Source organism: Arthrobacter sp. B6, from assembly GCF_001663775.1.
Taxonomy (GTDB): domain Bacteria; phylum Actinomycetota; class Actinomycetes; order Actinomycetales; family Micrococcaceae; genus Arthrobacter.
This window is the reverse complement of record NZ_KV467169.1, coordinates 322,168-343,535: the sequence shown is the minus strand read 5'-3', so window position 1 is coordinate 343,535 and position 21,368 is coordinate 322,168. Positions and strand designations below refer to the sequence as shown.

Here is a 21,368-nt window from a genome sequence, read left to right as displayed (position 1 = left end):
CGCACCCTCCGGCCTGTACCTAATCCCGGAAGGCCAGTACCGCGACGACGGCAGCATGGTCCGAGCCCGGAACCTTAAAAGTCGCAAAATCCAGGATGCCGATGCCAGGGGTGACAAGGACATGGTCCAAGGCAACGAATGGCGGGACCTGTGAATGGGCCGGCCACGTGGGCGCCAGGCCTTTGGCGGCAACCTGCGCGGCATCAGTGAGCCCTGTCGCCAAAAGGTCCCGAAACTCGCGGTGGTCCTGGCTGGCGTTGAAATCGCCCAGCAGGATGGCCGGCGGGGAGCCGGGCAGTGCCAGCTGAAGTTCACCCAGCTGACGCAGCTCCTGCCGCCAGTGCGGCGTATGGCCGGGCCGGGGAGAATCAACGTGCACGGCAGTTAAGTGAACGCCTCCCCGGACGCCGGGAACGGCCGCCACCGCCCTGCTCTGGTAGAAGATGGTGTCCGGCACGCGCTCTTCGGTGTCCAGGGGGAAGGCGGAAAAGATTGCGCTGCCGGTGCCGGCCCAGTCCACGTCCAGAGCCCGGTACGGAAGCTCCGATGCCAGCCCGGCCACCTCCAGCGCTTCGAGGCCCGGGGGCGCCAGTTCCGGCAGGGCAAGGATCTCGATGTTCCGGACGCGCACCTCGGCCAGCAAAGCCTCCACGTCGACGCCGGTGGGGCCCACGTTGAGGGCCATGACCGACACTGTACGGACGGGTGCAGGCTGGCCGGCCGGCGAGGCCTGCGATGGCCTGCCTGTTCCGCCCGTGGGCAGGACACGGGGGAGGACCATGGCCAGTTGCAGCAGCATCATGGCGGTCACTGTTGCCGCCAGGACCGTTCGGTTCAGCCGGGGATCCAGGCAAAGTGCCAGGACGGCGGCCGCGAGCGCCGCCGCCGTGAGCACCAGGCTGGCAGGAAACCCGGACAGCAGCTGGATCCACGGAGTCCCGATATCCCAGGGGATAAGCCGCAGCATTGCCAGGGCGGCCCCCGGCACGCACAGGATTGCCGCGGCGACCCCAAGCCAGGTCCCGCTTCGGCGCCGCATGCCGTGCCCACGTGAGTCGCCTTCATGCATACCCCCATTATTGGCGGCAGGGCAGGGACTTCCCACGGAACCCGGCCCTGGAAAGCGTGCGCGCCGGGGAATGGCGGCGGACAGCCCGGCGATAGTAGACTTGAAGACGGCTACGACCCGGCTATCACCGGTGAGCTTCCGGAAGAACGCACGGACCGCCAGGCACCTGGCGGCCAGTGTCAGTAGAACCGGACGGGTAAGCCCGTCACAGCAGTAATGAGCGGCCGGCGCAACAGCACAATCCCCCGTGGAGCGTAATGGGATGCCGGTAAGTGAGGTGGTACCGCGGTAAGCGTGCAGTCCCCGGACTGCGCAGGAGCCGTCCTCGCATCCTGAACGGAACCCGGCAGCAACGGCTGGACGGTTCACCAGCTCAACCCAGGATGTCGAGAATGACGTATTACCCCAAAGCCTCAGCCACCCCTTCGGCCGCACCGGGCTCCGGTGTCTCCGCTTCCGTGAAGTTCCCGGAAATCGAAGAACGCATCCTCAAATACTGGGACCAGGACGGAACCTTCCAGGCCAGCATCGACCAGCGCAGCGCTGACGCTCCCGGCGGCGAACCCGGCAGCAACGAATTCGTCTTTTACGACGGGCCGCCCTTTGCCAACGGGCTGCCGCACTACGGCCACCTGCTGACCGGTTACGCCAAGGACCTGGTGGGCCGCTACCAGACCCAGCGCGGCCGCCGCGTGGAACGCCGCTTCGGCTGGGACACCCACGGGCTGCCGGCCGAACTGGAAGCCATGAAGCAGCTGGGCATGACGGACAAAACCCAGATCGAGGCCATGGGCATCGACAGGTTCAACGACGCCTGCCGCGCCTCGGTCATGAAGTACGCGGACGAATGGCAGAGCTACGTCACCCGCCAGGCCCGTTGGGTGGACTTCGACAACGATTACAAGACCCTCAACGTCGAGTACATGGAATCGGTCCTGTGGGCGTTCAAGCAGCTGCACGAAAAGGGCCTGACCTACAACGGGTACCGTGTGTTGCCGTACTGCTGGAAGGACGAAACGCCGCTGTCCAACCATGAGCTGCGCATGGACGACGACGTCTACAAGAACCGCCAGGACCAGACCGTGACGGTGACGTTCCCCATCACCGCCGGGGAGTCCGCCCTCTCCGTGCAGCTGGCCGGTGTGCAGGCGCTCGCCTGGACCACCACCCCGTGGACCCTGCCCACCAACCTGGCGCTCGCCGTCGGGCCTTCCATTACCTATGCCGTGCTGCCCGTTGGGCCCAACGGGATCAAGGCCGCCTCACCGGATGCGCCCGTCGCGGGAAGCTTCCTGCTGGCGGCGGACCTGCTGGCCACGTACGCCAAGGACCTGGGCTACGAGGATGTTGAGGCCGCCGAAGCCGCCGTCACGTCCACCCACACGGGGGCCGAACTTGAGGGCCTGCAGTACCAGCCGCTCTGGAGCGACTTCAGCGACACCGAAAAGTTCGGCACCCAGAACGCCTGGCGCATCCTGGTGGCGGACTATGTCACCACTACCGACGGCACCGGCATCGTCCACCAGGCGCCCGCGTACGGTGAAGACGACCAGAAAGTCTGTGAAGAGGCCGGCATCCCCGTGGTCCTTTCCGTGGACGAGGGCGCCAAGTTCCTTCCCCTGTTCAAGCACGGCGACCTGCACGACATCGCAGGCCTCCAGGTCTTCGAGGCGAACAAGCCCATCACGCAGGTACTCCGTGCCCAGGGCAGGCTGGTCCGCCAGGCCAGCTACGAGCACAGCTACCCGCACTGCTGGCGCTGCCGCAACCCGCTGATCTACCGCGCCGTGTCGTCCTGGTACGTGGAGGTCACCAAGTTCAAGGACCGGATGTCCGAACTGAACCAGGAAATCAACTGGATCCCGGGCAACGTGAAGGACGGCCAGTTCGGCAAATGGCTGGAAAATGCCCGCGACTGGTCCATCAGCCGCAACCGGTACTGGGGCAGCCCCATCCCCGTGTGGCAGTCCAGCGACCCCGAATACCCGCGAACGGACGTCTACGGTTCGCTGGCCGAGATCGAGGCCGATTTTGGCCGGCTGCCGCTGAACAAGGACGGCCAGGTCGACCTGCACCGCCCGTTCATCGACGAACTCACCCGCCCGAACCCGGACGACCCCCGGACCCCCGAAGAGGGCCAGTCCGTCATGCGCCGCGTTGAGGATGTCCTGGATGTCTGGTTCGACTCCGGCTCCATGCCGTACGGCCAGGTGCACTACCCGTTCCAGAACGAGGCCTGGTTCGATACCCACAACCCGGCTGACTTCATAGTCGAGTACATCGGGCAGACCCGCGGCTGGTTCTACATGCTGCACATCCTGTCCACGGCACTGTTTGACCGCCCGGCCTTCCGCAACGTCATCAGCCACGGCATCGTGCTGGGCTCGGACGGGCAGAAGATGTCCAAGAGCCTGCGCAACTACCCGGACGTCTCCGAGGTGCTGGACCGCGACGGCTCCGACGCCATGCGCTGGTTCCTGATGTCCAGCCCCATCCTTCGCGGCGGCAACCTGGTGGTCACCGAACAGGGAATACGCGACGGCGTCCGCCAGGTCATCCTGCCCCTGTGGAACGTATACAGCTTCTTCACCCTGTACACGAATGCCGCAAACGGCGGTGCCGGCTACGACGCCTCGCTGCGCTACGACGGGTACACCGACACGCTGGACCAGTACCTGCTGGCCAACACCGGCGAACTGGTCCGCAACATGACCGTCCAGCTGGACAGCTACGACATCTCCGGAGCCTGCGACGAACTCCGCAGCTACCTGGACATGCTCACCAACTGGTACGTCCGCCGCAGCCGGCAGCGCTTCTTCGACGAGAACGTGGACGCCTTCGACGCTCTCCACACCGCTCTGGAGACAGTCTCCCGCGTGGCCGCGTCCTTGCTGCCGCTGGTCTCGGAGGAAATCTGGCGCGGCCTCACCGGCGGCCGCTCCGTGCACCTCGCCGACTGGCCGGACGCGGACCTGTTCCCATCCAACGCCGCCCTCGTCGAAGCAATGGACCGCGTGCAGCAGATCTGCTCCACCGGTTCCTCCCTGCGCAAGGCGGCCAACCTGCGGGTCCGCCTGCCGCTGCAGGAACTGACCGTAGTGGCACCCGGTGCGGATGCGCTGGAAGGCTTCGCCGCCGTCGTCGCCGACGAACTGAACATCCGTTCCGTCCGCCTGCTCGACGCCGACAGCGCCTCGCCGGAGGAATTTGGCATCGAGCAGAAGCTCGTGGTCAACGCCCGCGCTGCGGGACCGCGGTTGGGGAAGAACGTCCAGCAGGCCATCAAGGGCTCCAAATCCGGCGACTGGTCAGTTTCCGACGCCGGAGTGGTCACCGCGGGCGGCCTGGAGCTGGAACCTCAGGAATACACCCTGGAGACCGTGGTGGCGGAAGCAGCGGCGGGCGCCGGTGCACGCGCGGCTGCCGTGTTTCCCGGCGGCGGTTTCGTGGTGCTCAACACCGAGGTCACTCCTGAACTCGAAGCCGAAGGCGCCGCACGCGACATGGTCCGCGCGGTCCAGCAGGCCCGCAAGGACGCCGGGCTGAACGTGAGCGACCGGATCCGCACCATCATCCGGGCTCCGAAGGATGTGTTCGATGCCATCAGGGCCAACGAGGAGCTCCTCACCACCGAAACCCTGACCGTCGAACTCGATCTGGGGTCCTCCGGCGACGACACTGAGCTGCATGTAACTGTTGAAAAAGTAGAGGCCTAGGACATGACCGACGAATTTTCCGTGGAGAGCGTCTACGCCGAGCTCCTGGGCCGGGCGCCCGAAAACAAGATGGAACCGCGGCTCGCGCCGCTGTTCCGTGCCATGGATGTGCTGGGGGAGCCAAACAAGGCGTTCCCGATCATCCACGTGACCGGCACCAACGGCAAGACCTCCACCGCGCGGATGATCGAAGCCGGGCTGCGTGCACATGGACTGAGCACCGGCCGCTACACCAGCCCGCACCTGTCCAAGGTCACCGAACGGATCAGCATTGACGGTGCCCCGGTGCCCGACGAGACCTTTGTCCGCATCTGGGATGAGATCCGCCCTTACCTCCAGATCGTCGACGACGAACTCACCGCGGCTGGGGAGCCCCGGCTAACGTACTTCGAGTGCCTCACCATCCTCGGCTTCGCGGTCTTCGCAGACCAGCCCGTCAACGTTGCAGTGATCGAGGTGGGACTCGGCGGCATCACCGACGCCACTAACGTGGGCGACGGAGACGTCTCCGTCATCACGCCCATCTCGCTGGACCACACTGACCTGCTGGGGGACACCACTGAGGACATCGCCTACGAGAAGGCCGGCATCATTAAGCCGGGCGGCTTCCTGGTCAGTGCGGCGCAGCCCCTTGATGCTGCCCAGGTCCTGCTGGAGAAGGCCAAGGACGTCGGCGTTCCGTTCCGCTTCGAAGGCGTGGAGTTCGGGGTCGAATCCCGCACCGTTGCCGTTGGCGGCCAGATCGTCAGCATCCAAGGGCTGGCCGGCCGGTATCCGGAACTGATGGTGCCGCTGCACGGCGCCCACCAGGCACAGAACGCCGCCGTCGCCGTCGCAGCGCTGGAGGCGTTCTTCGGCGGCGAAAAGGAACTGGACGCCGAGGTGCTCCAGGAGGCCTTCGCGGCCGTCACCTCACCGGGACGGCTTGAGGTGGTAAGGACCGCCCCCACCATCATTGTCGACGCGGCGCACAACCCCGACGGCATCCGGGTCTCCGCCGAAGCCATCGAGGAGGCGTTCAGCTTCAGCAAGCTCGTGCCGGTGGTGGGTGTGCTGAAGGAGAAGGACGCCGAGGAGATCCTGCGCCAGCTCAAGGACTCCCTGGGCGGTTTGGCTGAAGAGTACTGCTTCACGCAGTCCAACTCCCCGCGCGCCGTGGCGGCCGGCGAGCTCGCCGAGCTGGCCGTGGAGCTGGGCTTCGGCGAGGAGAACATCCACATCGCGGAGAAGCTGGACGATGCGCTGGAATGGGCAGTGGAGCGCGCAGAGTCCAACGATGACCTTGCCGGCGGCGTGCTGGTGACCGGTTCCATCACGCTGGTGGCCGAAGCACGGATCCTGCTCGGAAAGACGGAGGTTTAGGCCATGGCAAAGCTGACCAGGGCCCAGCGGGAATGGCGCCCGGGAATGCCCAAGAAGCGCCGGTCCACCAAAGTGATGTTCGCCTCAACCGTCCTGCTGCTGGAGGCGTTCGTGGCGTTCTTCGCCACGCTGGCGGTCTTCGGCCTCAGGCGCGGCGAGTTTCCGCCGGCGTTGATCCTCGGCGTCGGAATTGGCCTGAGTGTCATCATGATCCTCGCCTGCGCCGTCCTGTCCAGGCCATGGGGCGTAGGGCTCGGATGGATCCTGCAGATTGTCCTCATTCTCACCGGCCTCGTGGAACCACTGATGTTCCTGGTGGGCGGGCTGTTCGGCCTTGCCTGGTGGTACGGGATCCGGACCGGCATCAGGATCGACTCCGAGGCCGCGCAGCGCGAACGCGAGCAGGCCGAGTGGAACGCCGCGCACCCGGAAGCCTCGTAGAATTGACCCGAAACCCCACCAACGCATTGGAGCAACCGTGAGCATTGAGCGCACCCTCGTTTTGATCAAGCCCGACGGCGTGGCCCGCAACCTCAGTGGCGCCATCCTGAGCCGCATCGAGGCCAAGGGTTACACCCTCGCCGAGCTGAAGAAGGTTGAGGCCAGCCGGGAGCTCCTGGAGCAGCACTATGAAGAACACGTGGGCAAGCCGTTCTACGAGCCCCTCGTTGAATTCATGCTCAGCGGCCCGGTGGTGGCGGCGATCTTCGAAGGCCACCGCGTGATCGAAGGCTTCCGCGCCCTCGCAGGCACCACGGATCCCACCACGGCGGCACCGGGCACCATCCGCGGCGACTTTGGCCGTGACTGGGGCGTGAAGGTCCAGCAGAACCTGGTGCACGGTTCGGATTCCGTAGACTCGGCGGAACGCGAAATCAAGATCTGGTTCCAGGACTAACATCCCGCCCAATTCAGGCGCGAACGTACACTTGAGGCCCTGCTTTCTTCGGAAAGCAGGGCCTCAAGTGTACGTTCGCGCTTCCCGCGGGCGCGTTATGGGGCTGGGTCAGAAGCCTGACGTCCCGGCGAACACCTGGATGAAGGCGAAAAAGATGGTGGCAATGACGGCCACGTACAGCAGCGCCGTAATGATCCAGCCTGAGTCGCCCAGTACCCGCGTGGCCCCGGCGGGAAGGGGAAGGACGCCGTGGGAGACGTTCCTGACCGTCACCCAGACGAAGAGCGGGATCATGGCAGCCCACACGATCATGCAGAAAGGGCACAGGACGTGGATCTCGTACAGGGCCTGGGACCACAGCCACACTACAAAGGCGAAGCCCAGGGTCACTCCGGCCTGAAGCCCCGCCCAGTACCACCGCGCGAACGCAGCACCGGAGAGCAGCGCCATCCCCGTTGTGATGATCACCGCGAACGCCACGATGCCGATGAACATGTTGGGGAAGCCAAAGACCGAACTTTGCCACGTCTGCATCACCTGCCCGCAGGAAATCCACGGGTTAACGTCGCAGACGGTGGTGTGGCTGGGGTCCTTGAGTACTTCGAGCTTCTCCAGGACCAGGGTCCCCGAGGCGAGCCAGCCGATGATGCCGGTGACCACCATCAGCCACCCCATTGGCCGGTTCCGCGTCATCGGGGGGACGGTCCCGCGAGGCTCCGGGGCCGTGGCTGTGCCCGCCGAGGCCGGGCTGCCGGTTTCGGCGCCGCTGACGGATGAGATGCTGGGCATGGTTTCAGGCGTCCTTTTCATCGGGTGCTCTTTGCCCGATTGTAACGCCGGAGCCTGAATCCGGCGCCCAGTTTGTCCTCCGGCCCTCGCAGCGGGGCGCGCCGCCGCCTGAATCGGACACGGCAGGCCCGTAGTGATCCCCTGCTCTTGCTTCCGCCGCCTTTTAGTCGGCATGTGAGAGAATGAATTTGGCTGGAGGCCGACCCACATTCGGACTCCGGTCCGGTGGCTTTGTTCCCAAGACCGCCAATGATGAGCTGGCAGGCTTCGGATTCTCTGATCCGTCTTCCCGCCATTCCATTGGTCGGCACCTGGTTGTGGCATGTAGAACAACGGGTTTCAGAACGCAGTTGCCGGCTCCCACGGGCTGCCGCACCCCACTGCCGGTGCGAACCTGGGAGTATCCACTTGACTTCTGTCAACGCCTGCGGGTTTTGACAATATGTGCCCCAATGGGTGCCGGATGTGGCGGCGCGTCAGGGGCAGGAGTGTTGCCACATATGGAAAATGAACAAGTACAGGCCGTTAACAACGAGGAAGCGGCAGCCGAGGCTCCGGACGTGCCCAAGAAGGCCACCAGGACCCGACGGAAGGCCGCACCGAAGGCGGAAGCCGCAGCAGCAGCCACACCGGAAGTGACGGCAGCGGCTGCCGGTCCCGCGGCTGGAAGCGAAGAAACTGCGCCCAAGGCGGCAGCGCCGGTCCGGCGCACCCGCTCGCGCAAAAAGGTTGACGCCGGAGCCGAACCGCTCCCTGCCTTCGCCGCGGATGCAGCTGACCAGGACACACCAGCCGAGGTGGATTCCGGCCAGGCGGATGCCGCTGTGTCCGCGATCGCCGCCCCGGAAGCGGAACCGGAGGCCAAGCCGGTCCGCCGACGCCGCGTAGCAACGCGGAAGACGTCGGCTCCCGACGCCGCCGCCGGGTCCGAAGACGTCGCTGGGTCCGAAGCTGCGGGGGAGCCCGCGGTTGCGCCGGAGTCCGCCGCAGCAGCTCTTGAAACCTCAGCAGACACAGAGAACTCCGCTCCGGAAGCCGCTGCTGTGGAAACTCAAGCACGTGACGTTCCCGGGTCCTCAGTTCCGGAAGCGGGCGCCACGGGTGGATCCGCAGATGCAGCGCAGAAGGCACCGGCCGGGACTGCACCCGCCAGCCCGTTCGGTTCCCTTTTCCTGGAGCCAGGATCGGCATCGTCCGTGCTGTTCCAGGCACCGGACCTGAGCACGGTGGTCCGCCCCGCCCCTGCCCCCGTTGCGGCCGCAGAGGAAGCGGAAGAGGACGACGCCGACCTCGGCGAAGAGGACGACGCCAGCGGCCGCCGCAGGCGTCGCAGCCGTGGCCGCCGCGGGCGCAGCCGCACCGGCGACCGCGATCTTGACGGAGACACCGAAAGCGCCGACAACGAGACCGACGAACCTGATGAGGAATCAGCCGGCCCGGCCGAGGAGGGTGTAACTTCCCGACGCCGCCGCCGGCGCCGCCGCGGCGACCAGGACCTGGAACTGACCGGCGGCGGGGACGACGACCCGCCCAACACGGTAACCCGCGTCCGCGCTCCGCGCGCCGTGACCGAGGCACCGGTCAACAACCGCGTGACCAGCGTCAAGGGCTCCACCAGGCTCGAAGCGAAGAAGCAGCGCCGCCGCGAATCCCGCGATACAGGCCGCCGCCGCACCGTCATCACTGAGGCGGAGTTCCTGGCCCGCAGGGAATCCGTGGACCGCCAGATGATCGTCAGGCAGCGCGACGACAGAATCCAGATCGCCGTCCTGGAAGACGGCGTCCTGGCCGAACACTTTGTGTCCAAGACGCAGCAGGACTCCCTGATCGGCAACGTCTACCTCGGCAAGGTGCAGAATGTCCTGCCCTCCATGGAAGCGGCGTTTGTTGACATCGGACGCGGCCGCAACGCAGTCCTTTACGCCGGCGAGGTGAACTGGGAAGCTGTCAACCTCGAAGGCAAGCAGCGCCGGATCGAGAACGCCCTGAAGTCCGGCGATACTGTCCTGGTCCAGGTCACCAAGGACCCCGTGGGCCACAAGGGCGCACGCCTGACCAGCCAGATCTCCCTGCCCGGCCGCTACCTGGTCTACGTCCCCGGCGGCTCCATGACGGGGATCTCCCGCAAGCTGCCCGACGTCGAACGCAACCGCCTTAAGCGCATCCTCAAGGACCGTCTCCCGGAGCATGCCGGCGTCATTGTCCGGACCGCTGCCGAAGGCGCCTCGGAAGAGGAACTCACGCACGACATCAACCGGCTGCGGGCCCAGTGGGAGGGCATTGAAAGCCAGTCCACGTCCACGAAGATCCTTGCCCCGGAACTGCTCTACGGCGAACCCGACCTCACGATCAAGGTGGTCCGCGACGTCTTCAACGAGGACTTCTCCAAGCTGATCGTCTCCGGTGAGGAGGCCTGGGACACCATCGAGGCCTACGTGACGTATGTTGCCCCGGACCTGGTGGGGCGCCTGGAAAAGTGGACCAAGGACCAGGACATCTTTGCTGCCTGGCGGATCGACGAGCAGATCCACAAGGCTCTGGAACGCAAGGTCTTCCTGCCCTCCGGCGGCTCGCTGGTCATCGACCGCACCGAGGCCATGACCGTTGTGGACGTCAACACCGGGAAGTTCACGGGCAGCGGCGGCAACCTCGAGGAAACCGTCACCAAGAACAACCTTGAAGCGGCGGAGGAAGTTGTCCGGCAGCTCCGGCTCCGCGACATCGGCGGCATCATCGTCATCGACTTCATCGACATGGTCCTTGAATCCAACCGGGACCTGGTCCTGCGCCGCATGGTGGAATGCCTGGGCCGGGACCGCACCAAGCACCAGGTGGCCGAAGTCACCTCGCTGGGGCTCGTGCAGATGACGCGCAAGCGCATGGGCACCGGGCTGCTGGAAGTCTTCGGTGAGCAGTGCGAGACCTGCGCCGGACGCGGCGTGGTCACCCACGACGATCCTGTGGAGCACCGCCGGGCCAACACCGTCGCCGCCGAGCACCACGTGCAGCGTGCGGACAGCCACCGCGCGGAAACACCGCGGCCTGACCAGCGTCCGGACAGCCACCGGGCTGACAACCAGCCCGGTGCCCGCGGTGACCGCAAGCGGCGCCGTGGGCGCGGAGGCGCGCCGCTGGAGGCCGCACCGTCCGCACCGGTCCAGATCCACACGGTCCACCCGGACCCCAGCGACGCCGAGCGGCACGCCAAGGCCGAGGCTACCCGGTTGGCCCTCGCCAACATCGCCGCGGCAGCGCACGCAGCGCACCTGCACGACGACGAGATAGCCCACGCCGCCGGCGCCGGGGCGTCGGCTGCCCCTGTAGCGCCCGCAACGGGGACGACGGCGGAGCAGGCACACGCTGCCCAGGCACCAACAGGCCAGGCACCAAGCCGTCCGACCGCCGCAGGCCAGGCACCAGGTACAGCCGCGCCGCACGACGCCGATGCTTCCGGACGTCCTGCTGCCGTACTCACGTTCGGCGGGGAGCAGGTGGTGCTGCCGTTCGTGGAGCACGCGGCAGACCAGCCGCAGCAGCCTGCCCTGACGCTCGACCGGCTCGCGGAAGCCTTCGCACACCTCGGCGAGCCCGCCGTTGCGGCGCCGGAGCCCTCCCAGGCCGTGCCACAGTCCGGCGCAGCAGTGCAGTCAGCTCCTGCCGTAGAGGAGAAGGACTACTCGGACCACACGGCTGAGCAGTCACGTACGCGCAGGCCCCGCCGCAACCGCAGCGCCAGCCGCGCCCAGGGTGCGGCCAACGCCACTTCGGTTGAACACCACGAGGCAGCGCACGCGGCGGCGGGGGGCCACACCCACGCGGCCAAGGCGCCCGAGCCGGCAAAAGCTGCCACGGGGGACAAGACGCCGGCCGAGGCACCCATCATCCTCGGCGTTGGGGTTCCGGCCTCCGAGCTCTGATCCTTGGCAAGGACATCCGCCAGGGTGCCCGGTCGCGGCCCTTCACGGGGGCGCCTCCGGGCATCCGGTGTTTAAGGGGCTTCATCTGACACGGAGCCCTGCGCAGAAACGCTAGGCTGGGTTACCGACACGGGGTGCCGCGCAGAGGGCCGGCTGAGATCCAGACCCGTTGAACCTGTCCGGCTAGCACCGGCGAAGGGATGTCTTCCTTGTCTTCAACTTCCGTCCTGCCTGCGGCACCCGCCTTGCGCCCTGCCGTGCCGTCCGCCGTCCTCCGCGATGTACCCCGGGTACTGTCCATCGCAGGCTCCGACCCGTCCGGCGGCGCCGGCATCCAGGCGGACCTGAAAAGCATCGCAGCCCACGGCGGCTACGGCATGGCCGCCATTACCGCTTTGACAGTCCAGAACACGCGGGGTGTCCGTGCAGTGCACGTGCCGCCGCCTGCCTTCCTGGCCCAGCAGCTGGAAGCCGTCAGCGACGACATCACGATCGACGCCGTTAAGATCGGCATGCTGGGCGACGCAGAGGTGGTGGCAGCAGTCCGCAGCTGGCTCGAAAAGGTGCGTCCCGGCGTCGTGGTCCTTGACCCGGTGATGGTGGCCACCAGCGGCGACAGGCTCCTGCAGGCATCGGCTGAAACTGCCCTGCGGGAACTGCTTCCGCTGGCTGACCTGATCACGCCCAACCTTGCGGAACTGGCGATGCTTCTGGGCGAGGCCCAGGCGGACACCTGGGCTGAAGCCCTGGAACAGGGCCGGCGGCTCGCCGCGGACACCGGGGCCACCATCCTGGTGAAGGGCGGACATCTCGACGGCGCCGCCTGCCCGGATGCCCTCGTCAACACCGGGGGACTGCTTGCCCGGGAAATTATTGAAATTCCGGGGGACAGGATCCCGACCCGGAACAGCCACGGCACAGGTTGCTCGCTCTCCTCGGCCATGGCCACGGCCCAGGCCCGGCTGGGGGACTGGGAAGCGTCTTTGCGACTCGTCAAGCCCTGGCTGGCAGGTGCCCTGGAGTCCTCAGGCGACCTGGACATCGGTACGGGGAACGGTCCCATCCACCACTTCCACCACCTGGCGACCCCGGGCGCGCTCCCAAGCCCGGCCAGTCCGGAAGTGCCGCCGCAGCAGGGACTGGCCGCAGGGGACTTCGCGGAGGTCCTCCGTGCCGAGACCGGCGCCCACCTCGAAGCCATCCATGGCCTGGAGTTCATCCGGGACCTCGCAGCGGGCAACCTGCCCGAAAAGCAGTTCGGCTACTACCTCGCGCAGGACGCCATCTACCTCAACGGGTACTCAAGGGTGCTGGCGCGGGCCAGCGCCCTGGCCCCCACCGAGGCGGCGCAGCTGTTCTGGGCCCGTTCATCCCAGCAGTGCCTGGAGGTTGAATCGGAGCTGCACCGGAGCTGGCTCAGCACGCGCACCGTTGAGCCAGTCCTTGGACCGGTGACCAAGTCCTACGTGGACCACCTGCTGGCTGCCTCAGTCTCGGGCAGTTACGCAGTGCTCGTCGCGGCTGTGCTGCCGTGCTTCTGGCTCTACGCCGAAGTCGGACAGGCCCTGCATGCGGAATTCCTCGCCGCCGGCGCCCCTGCGGATCACCCGTACGCTGAATGGCTGCGGACCTACGCCGACGAGGACTTCGCCCAGGCCACCCGGGAGGCCATTGCCCTGGCCGACGAAGCAGGGCGCCGGGCCTCGGAGGACGAACGGGCCGGCATGGTGGTTGCCTTCAGCCAGTCGTGCCGGTTTGAAGTGGACTTCTTCGACGCGCCGCGCCTCCACTCCTGACGGTCCAGGCCCGGTCCAGCCGGTACGATAGTCGGGCACGGTTCCGGATTGTCAGTGCTGCACCCGCTTGTGGTGCGTATCACCGACAGCCTGCCTGAACCAGCCTCATTTGCGGCCGAAGGCAAAATTAGCGTAATCTAGATCTTCGGTGCTTACGCCAACACTTGGGTTACGACCCCACGGCGTTGAGGCACAGCGACAGCCCAGCCAAATACAGGCCCAGGTTCCGCACGCAAATCTAGTAATAAACGTCGAGAGAAGTGAGTTCCCAAGTGGTGTACGCGATTGTCCGCGCAGGCGGCCGCCAAGAGAAGGTTTCCGTTGGAGACTTCGTTACCCTGAACCGCGTCCCCGGTGGAGCCGGCAGCACCATTCAGCTGCCCGCACTGCTCCTGGTAGACGGTGACAAGGTCACCTCCGCCGCTGCGGACCTGGCCAAGGTAACTGTTACGGCTGAGATCCTCAATGACCTCCGTGGTCCGAAGATCGTCATCCAGAAGTTCAAGAACAAGACCGGTTACAAGAAGCGCCAGGGTCACCGTCAGGAACTGACCAAGGTCAAGATCACTGGTATCAAGTAACCTTTCGTTACTGTTCAGGTTTTCAGCAGATTCCCCAGAATTTAGAGGCAGGCATTTCAAATGGCACATAAAAAAGGCGCGAGCTCCACTCGCAACGGTCGTGACTCCAACGCCCAGTACCTCGGCGTCAAGCGCTTCGGCGGCCAGGTAGTTTCGGCAGGCGAAATCATCGTCCGCCAGCGCGGCACCCACTTCCACCCGGGCGCAGGCGTAGGCCGTGGCGGCGACGACACCCTGTTCGCACTGACCCCCGGCGCCGTTGAATTCGGCACCCGCCGCGGTCGCCGCGTGGTCAACATCGTTGCTGCTGCAGCTGCAGAGTAACTAATAGTTCTGAAGCGGTGGAGCGGGCCATATGGTCCGCTCCACTGTTCTTTTAACCGCATTACAATCGTCTTGGCGCCTTGCGGCGTCCAGGAAACAGCACTGAGGAGATCCACGTGGCGAGCTTTGTAGACCGGGTAGTACTGCACGTATCCGGCGGTACCGGCGGCCACGGCTGTGTCTCCGTCCACCGTGAGAAGTTCAAGCCCCTGGGCGGTCCCGACGGCGGCAACGGCGGCGACGGCGGCGACGTCATCCTCCGCGTTGACCACCAGACCACCACCCTGCTGGACTACCACCACGCCCCGCACCGGCACGCCACCAACGGCGGACCCGGCATGGGGGACTGGCGCGGCGGCAAAAACGGTGAAACCCTCATCCTCCCCGTCCCGGACGGTACCGTGGTCAAGTCCAAAGACGGTACGGTCCTGGCGGACCTCGTCGGCGAGGGCACCGAATACGTCGCGGCCGCAGGCGGACAGGGTGGCCTGGGCAACGCGGCGCTGTCCTCGCAGAAGCGCCGTGCACCCGGCTTCGCGCTGCTTGGCATCGAGGGTGAGTCCAGCGACGTTGTGCTGGAACTGAAGTCCATAGCCGACATCGCCCTGGTCGGCTTCCCGTCCGCCGGCAAGTCGAGCCTGATCGCTGCCATGTCGGCCGCGCGGCCCAAAATTGCCGATTACCCCTTCACCACCCTGATCCCTAATCTCGGAGTCGTCCAGGCCGGCGATGTCCGCTTCACCATTGCCGACGTCCCCGGCCTGATTGAAGGGGCCAGCGAGGGCAAGGGCCTGGGCCACCACTTCCTCCGTCACGTGGAGCGCTGCGCCGCGCTGGTGCATGTCCTGGACTGCGGAACCCTGGAATCGGACCGCGACCCCCTGTCCGACCTCGCCGTCATCGAGGCGGAACTCGAGAAGTACGCCGTCGACATGAGCTACGCCGGCCAGGACGGTGAAGTGGTTCCGCTGAACCACCGGCCCCGCCTGGTAGCACTGAACAAGGTGGACCTCCCCGACGGCAAGGACATGGCTGAATTTGTCCGGCCGGAACTTGAGTCCCGCGGCTACCGGGTCTTCGAAATCTCCGCCACCAGCCACGAAGGCCTCCGCCAGTTGGGCTTCGCCATGGCGGAAATCGTCAAGGCTGCCCGCGACACCCTTGCTGCTGCCCCTCCGAAGGTCCAGCCGGTTGTGCTCAAGCCCCGGGCCGTCAACGAGTCCGGCTTCAAGATCCGCCGTGAAGAAAAGAACCTCGAGCCGCTGTTCCGCGTCCTTGGCGACAAGCCGGTGCGCTGGGTCAAGCAGACCGACTTCACCAACGAGGAAGCCATCGGCTACCTCGCGGACCGCCTGGCCAAGCTCGGCGTCGAAACCGAACTGTTCAAACAGGGCGCCAAGCCCGGGGACACCGTGGTGATCGGCGAGGAAGACGGCGTTGTCTTCGACTGGGAGCCCACTATGATGGCCGGCGCTGAGCTGCTCGCTTCGCCCCGCGGTACGGATGTCCGCTTCGCAGACATCGGCGACCGCCCCACCCGCGGCCAGAAGCGCGACGAGCAGCAGGACCGCAAGGACGCCAAGGCGGCCGCCCGTGCGGAGCTCGAAGCCGAGCGCAAGGCCGGGATCTGGACCGAATCCGTCAGCAGCCGCCGTGTTGCGAAGCCGCTCAAGGAGAGTGGACTGGGCGCAGACGATGACCAGTAGCGCGGCAACCGTGGTGCCCGCCCGGGACATCGCGGACAGGAGCGTGCTTTCGGGCGCCCGCCGGATCGTTGTCAAAGTCGGCTCGTCGTCGCTGACCAGCATCAAGGGCGGCATCTCCGAGGAGTCGCTGACCGCCCTTGCCGACGCACTGGCCGCCAAACGGAATTCCGGCACCGAGATTATCCTGGTGTCCTCCGGCGCCATCGCCGCCGGCCTCGCCCCGCTGGGGCTCGCCAAGCGGCCGCGTGACCTGGCCACGCAGCAGGCAGCGGCGAGCGTCGGCCAGGGCCTGCTCATGGCGCGCTATACCCAGGCCTTCGGCGCTCACGGGGTCACGGTCAGCCAGGTCCTGCTTACCGCCGATGACCTGATGCGCCGCAGCCAGCACACCAACGCCTACCGCGCCCTGGACAGGCTCCTCAACCTCGGCGTGGTGCCGGTGGTCAACGAAAACGATACTGTCGCCACCCACGAAATCCGCTTCGGCGACAATGACCGCCTCGCCGCGCTCGTAGCGCACCTGGTCCGGGCCGACGCGCTCGTGCTGCTCTCTGACGTCGACTCGCTCTATGACGGCCCGCCGTCGCACGGTGCAAAACGGATTCCCCTGGTGGAAGGTCCGCGCGACCTGGACGGCGTGACCATCGGCAAGGCAGGCAAAGCCGGTGTTGGCACCGGCGGCATGGCCACCAAGGTGGAAGCGGCGACCATCGCCGCCGGATCCGGCATCCACGCACTGGTCACGTCCACGGCCAATGCCGCCGCCGCCCTCGCCGGGGAAGATGTGGGCACGTGGTTCAGGGTGAACGGTGCCCGCAAGCCCGTCCGTCTCCTGTGGCTGGCCCACCTTGCATCGGTCCATGGCCGGCTCATCCTCGACGACGGCGCCGTGAAGGCGGTCCGGCACCGCCGCACGTCGCTGCTCCCCGCCGGGATTTCCGGCGTCGACGGCGATTTCGAAGCGGGCGACGCCGTCGAAATGGTCAGTTCCGACGGCACCGTCATTGCCCGGGGGCTGGTTAATTACTCAGCCGCCGAACTGCCGCAGATGCTTGGCCGTTCCACCAAGGAACTGGGCAAGGCCCTGGGCCGCGGCTATGACCGTGAAGTTGTTCATGTTGATGACCTGGTGCTGGTCTGAGCCTAACCTCGCCTAAACTTGGATCATGACTGAGGCACTGATTCACAACACCGCTGCGACATCCGGGGCCAACCCTGCTGCCCCCGCTGCTCCGGAGGACGGCAACCTGCCGCATTCAGCTGCCGTGCCGCTGTCCGTAGAGGACGTCGAAGCGGCCGTCCATGCCATCGCGGACCGCTCACGCCAGGCCGCACGGCGGATGGCGCGGGCCAACCGTGCGTGGAAGGACCGTGGCCTGCGGGCTATTGGCGCCGCGCTCCTGGAGCGCAAAAACCTTATCCTCGCCGCCAACGCGACGGACGTTGCCACCGGGAAGGCCAACGGGACCTCGGCAGCCATGCTGGACCGCCTCACCCTGACCGAAACGCGCATCGCCGGCCTTGTGGCTGCACTGGAGAACCTCGCCAACCTGCCCGATCCGGTCGGAAACGTGGTCCGCGGGCAGACCCTTCCCAACGGGCTGCGCCTGCGCCAGGTCAATGTCCCCATGGGCGTGGTGGCAGCCATCTACGAGGCCCGGCCCAACGTCACGGTGGACATCGCCGGCCTTGCCCTCAAGAGCGGCAACGCCGTGATCCTCCGCGGCGGAACTGCGGCGGCAGCCACCAACGAGGCCCTCGTCCACGTGCTCCGCGAGGCCCTGGACTCCGTCGGGCTTCCCTCGGACGCGGTGCAGACAGTGGACCAGTACGGCCGCGAAGGCGCCAACGCCCTGATGCGTGCCCGCGGCAAGGTAGATGTCCTGATTCCCCGCGGCGGCCGGGAACTCATCCAGACCGTGGTCACCAACTCGGCCGTGCCTGTCATCGAGACCGGCGAAGGCAACGTCCATATCTTCATCGACGAATCCGCAAGCGAAGACATGGCAGTGGAGATCCTGCTGAACGCCAAGACCCAGCGTCCCAGTGTCTGCAACACCGTGGAGACACTCCTGGTCCATACAGGATCCACCGTCCTGCCCGCCGTTGCCGCCGCCCTGCGCGAGGCCGGCGTCACCCTGCACACGGACGAGCGCAGCCGTGCAGCCCTGCCTTCCTCCATCGCGTCTGAACCGGCAACGGACGAGGACTGGGGAACGGAGTACATGGACCTGGACCTCGCGGTTGCCATGGTGGACAGCCTCGATGACGCCGTCAAGCACATCCGCACCTGGTCCACCGGCCACACCGAAGCCATCCTCACGAACAATCTCGCAAATGCCGAGCGCTTCATTGCCGAGGTTGATTCCGCAGCGGTCATCGTCAACGCCTCCACCCGCTTCACTGACGGCGGAGAACTGGGCCTCGGCGCCGAAGTGGGTATCTCCACGCAGAAGCTGCACGCCCGGGGCCCGATGGGGCTGACCGAACTCACTACCACCAAGTGGATCGTGCAAGGCGAGGGCCAAGTCCGCGGGTAGCAACGCGGTAACATAGACCTAAAGTCCGGAACGGCGGGGATATCCGCTGCCACATCCTTTGAACCCTAGGGGAGAACATGCTGCTCCAGCAGATAGCCACGACCATCGCCGAAGGCGAAGAACACGAACTCGCCCCGCTGTGGGCTGAGCCGTGGGTCTTCGGGGTGGCCATTTTCGCCATCCTGCTGGTGATGATGTTCGTCACGCTGTCCTACTCCAACCTCGGCAACCGCCACACGGCCACGGAAGAGCACGCAGATCCGCACCGCCAGCACCCGAACAAGCACGACCACGGCCAGGGCCACTAACATTTCACGCGTTCTGCACCATCAGGGTGCCGAAGGACGGCTGCGGCTGGGCGTGATGGGCGGGACGTTTGATCCCATCCATCACGGCCACTTGGTTGCAGCCAGCGAAGTAGCCGCAAAGTTCGGCCTGGACGAAGTGGTGTTTGTCCCCACCGGCCAGCCGTGGCAGAAAACGCACAAACAGGTCAGCCTGCCCGAGCACCGCTACCTGATGACGGTGATCGCCACAGCATCCAACCCGCGTTTTACCGTCAGCCGGGTGGATGTGGACCGTCCCGGTCCAACGTATACCATTGATACCTTGCGTGATCTTCGGACCCAGCGTCCGGACGCCGACCTGTTCTTCATTACCGGCGCCGACGCGCTGGCGCAGATCCTGTCATGGAAAGACATCGACGAACTCTGGTCGCTGGCGCATTTTGTCGGTGTGACCAGGCCGGGTCACGTGCTGGACGGCATGGGGCGGAAGGACGTCAGCCTGCTGGAGGTCCCGGCCATGGCCATCTCCTCCACGGACTGCCGGGCCAGGGTGGCCGAGCACAACCCCGTCTGGTACCTCGTGCCGGATGGCGTGGTGCAATACATCGCCAAATATGGTCTGTATGCCGAAGGTGCCTCCGGCAAGGGTGTACGAACTACCGAAACAGACGAACCAGCCAGTACTGAATGAGTTCTCAATGAGTCAGGAACAGCCCCCCGTCCGCAGCCGCCGCGAACTTCGGCGTGCCAGAGATGAGAAGCAGGTCAACGGATCCGCGGGTCCGGGCCCGGTTTCGCCTGCCTCTAAACAATCTCCGGCAAACCCCGCCGCTGAGCAGGCCCACGCCCAGCGCTCGTCGCAGATCCGGGCCAGGGACAGGGCTGCCCTGCGAACCATCAAGGAACTCGAAGAGAAAGAGGGCCAGCTGGCGGCCGGGGGACCACCCACCCGCCGGCAGTTGCGGCTCCAGCAGCTCAAGGAACAGGCCGTTACCTCCGCGAACCCGGTGGTTGCCGCCCCGGCGCCTGCCGACGGAAACGGACGGCCTCCAGCGCGGACGCCGCAGGCCGCCCATGAGCCGGATCCCGCTGCGCCGAAGCCTGCCGCGCCCCGGACGGCCTCCGCAGCACCTGCCGGCCCACGCATCCCGGACGGCATGAGCGTTGAACAGGCATTGGCCGCAAGATCGCTGATCGCCGAACAGGCCAAGAACCAACTGGCCAAGATGGAACACATCGCCTCGCTGGACCCGGAGGCTGTGGATCCGGAAATCCTCGCCGAGCAGATTGCGCTGGCCGAGCGTGCGGCGGTGCTCAACCGCCGTGCCATGGCCAAGCAGAAACTGGCCGAACAGGCCGCGCCGCAGGCTTCGCCAGCTACGCCTCGTCCCGCGCCTTCGACCGCCAGCAACCTCGCCATGGTCACTCCGTTGGAGTTCGTGCAGGTTCCGGGCGTTGACCGGCCCGTCATGAAACCGCCGGCGACCTCCCACGTGCCGGTGGCCACCAACCCGGGGCCCAGAGTCACGCCATCACCAGGCAAGGGCCGCCGCCCGGCTGACGCTCCGGGTACAGCCGGCGCCGGAGATGAGCACGTGGCAAGCGGCCGTTCACGCGTCATTGCACGCGCAGAGGCCGCTGCGAAGGCCGCCTCACGGCCAAAACCTGTGGTGTTCAGCCCGGTTGAAGCCGCGGAGCCGTCGGAGGATCTTTTTGACGACCTGCCCCGTATCCCGGCAAGTTCCGCCTACGGGCTGGAGCCGCTTGACGCTGCAACAGCAGGGCTCGGCCGTGCCAAGAGGATGCGCGTCATCCAGTTCTGCGTCCTGGCCTTCGGGATCGTCGCCCTGGTTTCCGGGGTCATGCTTATTATCAGCGGCATTACACGCTGACCTGGCTGCGGCCATCAACCATAGTTTTTGAAAACAACAAGGAGTCACGTGACTGCATCGAATACATCCATCGCCACAGCCCGCCACGCAGCCAAGGCTGCCGCGGACAAGATCGCCCAGGACATCGTGGCACTCGATGTCAGTGAGCGCCTGGCGCTGGCCGACGTCTTCCTCATCGCCTCAGCACCGAGCGAACGCCAGGTCAACGCCATCGTTGACGGCATTGAAGAGGAACTGTCCAAGCAGGACCTCCGCCCCGTCCGCCGTGAAGGCCGTTCCGGCGGCCGCTGGGTCCTGCTGGACTACTCCGACATCGTCATCCACGTCCAGCACGAGGAAGACCGCGTCTTCTACGCTTTGGAGCGGCTGTGGAAGGACTGCCCGGTGGTTGACCTGCAACTGGGCGACGACGCGTCCGCCAAAACTCCCGCTGCATCAGAGGCGGAGTAGGAACGCAGCGCAGAACGGCCCGTGCAGGTACCGGACGGCCG

General features: G+C 66.2%; 17 protein-coding genes and 1 riboswitch. Of the genes, 15 read left to right on the top strand and 2 right to left on the bottom strand.

Annotated elements, in window-relative coordinates:
* Positions 1-19: 19 nt before the first annotated feature.
* Positions 20-1,069, bottom strand: a complete 1,050-nt coding sequence (locus tag AU175_RS16205) for an endonuclease/exonuclease/phosphatase family protein (protein WP_156642454.1) — start codon at positions 1,067-1,069, stop codon at positions 20-22.
* 392 nt (positions 1,070-1,461) lie between these two features.
* Between AU175_RS16205 and ileS the strand changes: the two genes are divergently transcribed.
* The 4 genes from ileS to ndk are packed head-to-tail and all read left to right on the top strand — an operon-like array spanning position 1,462 to position 7,045.
* Positions 1,462-4,785 (top strand): isoleucine--tRNA ligase, encoded by a 3,324-nt coding sequence (ileS, locus tag AU175_RS16200; RefSeq protein ID WP_066291962.1) that lies wholly within the window; start codon positions 1,462-1,464, stop codon positions 4,783-4,785.
* 3 nt (positions 4,786-4,788) lie between these two features.
* Positions 4,789-6,147 (top strand): bifunctional folylpolyglutamate synthase/dihydrofolate synthase, encoded by a 1,359-nt coding sequence (locus tag AU175_RS16195; protein WP_066291959.1) that lies wholly within the window; start codon positions 4,789-4,791, stop codon positions 6,145-6,147.
* Between the two features lie 3 nt (positions 6,148-6,150).
* The gene (locus AU175_RS16190; protein WP_066291957.1) at positions 6,151-6,588 is read left to right on the top strand and encodes a DUF4233 domain-containing protein; all 438 of its coding nucleotides are present in this window, start codon (positions 6,151-6,153) and stop codon (positions 6,586-6,588) included.
* Between the two features lie 37 nt (positions 6,589-6,625).
* Positions 6,626-7,045 carry a nucleoside-diphosphate kinase gene (gene ndk / locus AU175_RS16185; protein WP_066291953.1) on the top strand — a complete coding sequence of 140 codons (420 nt, stop codon included), beginning with the start codon at positions 6,626-6,628 and terminating at the stop codon, positions 7,043-7,045.
* A 108-nt stretch (positions 7,046-7,153) separates the two neighbouring features.
* Here the strand turns inward: ndk and AU175_RS16180 are convergent, their stop codons facing one another.
* The gene (locus AU175_RS16180; protein ID WP_066291950.1) at positions 7,154-7,834 is read right to left on the bottom strand and encodes a vitamin K epoxide reductase family protein; all 681 of its coding nucleotides are present in this window, start codon (positions 7,832-7,834) and stop codon (positions 7,154-7,156) included.
* 500 nt (positions 7,835-8,334) lie between these two features.
* Between AU175_RS16180 and AU175_RS16175 the strand changes: the two genes are divergently transcribed.
* From AU175_RS16175 to rsfS, 11 genes are all read left to right on the top strand, one after another.
* Complete coding sequence (locus tag AU175_RS16175) at positions 8,335-11,751, top strand: Rne/Rng family ribonuclease (RefSeq protein WP_066291946.1); 3,417 nt, start codon at positions 8,335-8,337, stop codon at positions 11,749-11,751.
* A 120-nt stretch (positions 11,752-11,871) separates the two neighbouring features.
* Positions 11,872-11,969: riboswitch (TPP riboswitch) on the top strand.
* Positions 11,952-13,547: a bifunctional hydroxymethylpyrimidine kinase/phosphomethylpyrimidine kinase gene (locus AU175_RS16170; RefSeq protein WP_156642452.1), complete on the top strand. Its 1,596-nt coding sequence runs from the start codon at positions 11,952-11,954 to the stop codon at positions 13,545-13,547. It overlaps the preceding riboswitch by 18 nt.
* Positions 13,548-13,819: 272 nt before the next feature.
* Positions 13,820-14,128, top strand: a complete 309-nt coding sequence (rplU, locus tag AU175_RS16165) for a 50S ribosomal protein L21 (protein ID WP_066291943.1) — start codon at positions 13,820-13,822, stop codon at positions 14,126-14,128.
* A gap of 60 nt (positions 14,129-14,188) precedes the next feature.
* On the top strand, positions 14,189-14,452 hold the full coding sequence (gene rpmA, locus AU175_RS16160) for a 50S ribosomal protein L27 (protein ID WP_009372867.1): 264 nt from the start codon (positions 14,189-14,191) through the stop codon (positions 14,450-14,452).
* A 116-nt stretch (positions 14,453-14,568) separates the two neighbouring features.
* Positions 14,569-16,158, top strand: a complete 1,590-nt coding sequence (gene obgE / locus AU175_RS16155; RefSeq protein ID WP_066291939.1) for a GTPase ObgE — start codon at positions 14,569-14,571, stop codon at positions 16,156-16,158.
* Positions 16,148-17,299 carry a glutamate 5-kinase gene (gene proB / locus AU175_RS16150; RefSeq protein ID WP_066291936.1) on the top strand — a complete coding sequence of 384 codons (1,152 nt, stop codon included), beginning with the start codon at positions 16,148-16,150 and terminating at the stop codon, positions 17,297-17,299. Before obgE ends, proB begins: the two co-directional genes overlap by 11 nt.
* A gap of 25 nt (positions 17,300-17,324) precedes the next feature.
* Entirely contained in the window at positions 17,325-18,698 is a 1,374-nt protein-coding gene (locus AU175_RS16145; protein ID WP_066291932.1) for a glutamate-5-semialdehyde dehydrogenase, read from the top strand.
* A gap of 77 nt (positions 18,699-18,775) precedes the next feature.
* Complete coding sequence (locus tag AU175_RS16140; protein ID WP_066291929.1) at positions 18,776-19,006, top strand: hypothetical protein; 231 nt, start codon at positions 18,776-18,778, stop codon at positions 19,004-19,006.
* Positions 19,007-19,019: 13 nt separating this feature from the next.
* Positions 19,020-19,676: a nicotinate-nucleotide adenylyltransferase gene (gene nadD, locus AU175_RS16135; protein ID WP_442855362.1), complete on the top strand. Its 657-nt coding sequence runs from the start codon at positions 19,020-19,022 to the stop codon at positions 19,674-19,676.
* 7 nt (positions 19,677-19,683) lie between these two features.
* Positions 19,684-20,877, top strand: coding sequence for a hypothetical protein (locus tag AU175_RS16130; protein ID WP_066291924.1), 1,194 nt, complete (start codon positions 19,684-19,686; stop codon positions 20,875-20,877).
* A gap of 48 nt (positions 20,878-20,925) precedes the next feature.
* Entirely contained in the window at positions 20,926-21,327 is a 402-nt protein-coding gene (gene rsfS, locus AU175_RS16125; protein ID WP_066291921.1) for a ribosome silencing factor, read from the top strand.
* Positions 21,328-21,368: the final 41 nt, after the last annotated feature.

Bases quoted from the DNA above. Each gene is read 5' to 3' on its own strand.
- AU175_RS16205 (WP_156642454.1), bottom strand. From the start codon at position 1,069: ATGCATGAAGGCGACTCACGTGGGCACGGCATGCGGCGCCGAAGCGGG.
- ileS (WP_066291962.1), top strand. From the start codon at position 1,462: ATGACGTATTACCCCAAAGCCTCAGCCACCCCTTCGGCCGCACCGGGC.
- AU175_RS16195 (WP_066291959.1), top strand. From the start codon at position 4,789: ATGACCGACGAATTTTCCGTGGAGAGCGTCTACGCCGAGCTCCTGGGC.
- AU175_RS16190 (WP_066291957.1), top strand. From the start codon at position 6,151: ATGGCAAAGCTGACCAGGGCCCAGCGGGAATGGCGCCCGGGAATGCCC.
- AU175_RS16180 (WP_066291950.1), bottom strand. From the start codon at position 7,834: ATGCCCAGCATCTCATCCGTCAGCGGCGCCGAAACCGGCAGCCCGGCC.
- AU175_RS16175 (WP_066291946.1), top strand. From the start codon at position 8,335: ATGGAAAATGAACAAGTACAGGCCGTTAACAACGAGGAAGCGGCAGCC.
- AU175_RS16170 (WP_156642452.1), top strand. From the start codon at position 11,952: ATGTCTTCCTTGTCTTCAACTTCCGTCCTGCCTGCGGCACCCGCCTTG.
- rpmA (WP_009372867.1), top strand. From the start codon at position 14,189: ATGGCACATAAAAAAGGCGCGAGCTCCACTCGCAACGGTCGTGACTCC.
- proB (WP_066291936.1), top strand. From the start codon at position 16,148: ATGACCAGTAGCGCGGCAACCGTGGTGCCCGCCCGGGACATCGCGGAC.
- AU175_RS16145 (WP_066291932.1), top strand. From the start codon at position 17,325: ATGACTGAGGCACTGATTCACAACACCGCTGCGACATCCGGGGCCAAC.
- AU175_RS16140 (WP_066291929.1), top strand. From the start codon at position 18,776: ATGCTGCTCCAGCAGATAGCCACGACCATCGCCGAAGGCGAAGAACAC.
- AU175_RS16130 (WP_066291924.1), top strand. From the start codon at position 19,684: ATGAGTCAGGAACAGCCCCCCGTCCGCAGCCGCCGCGAACTTCGGCGT.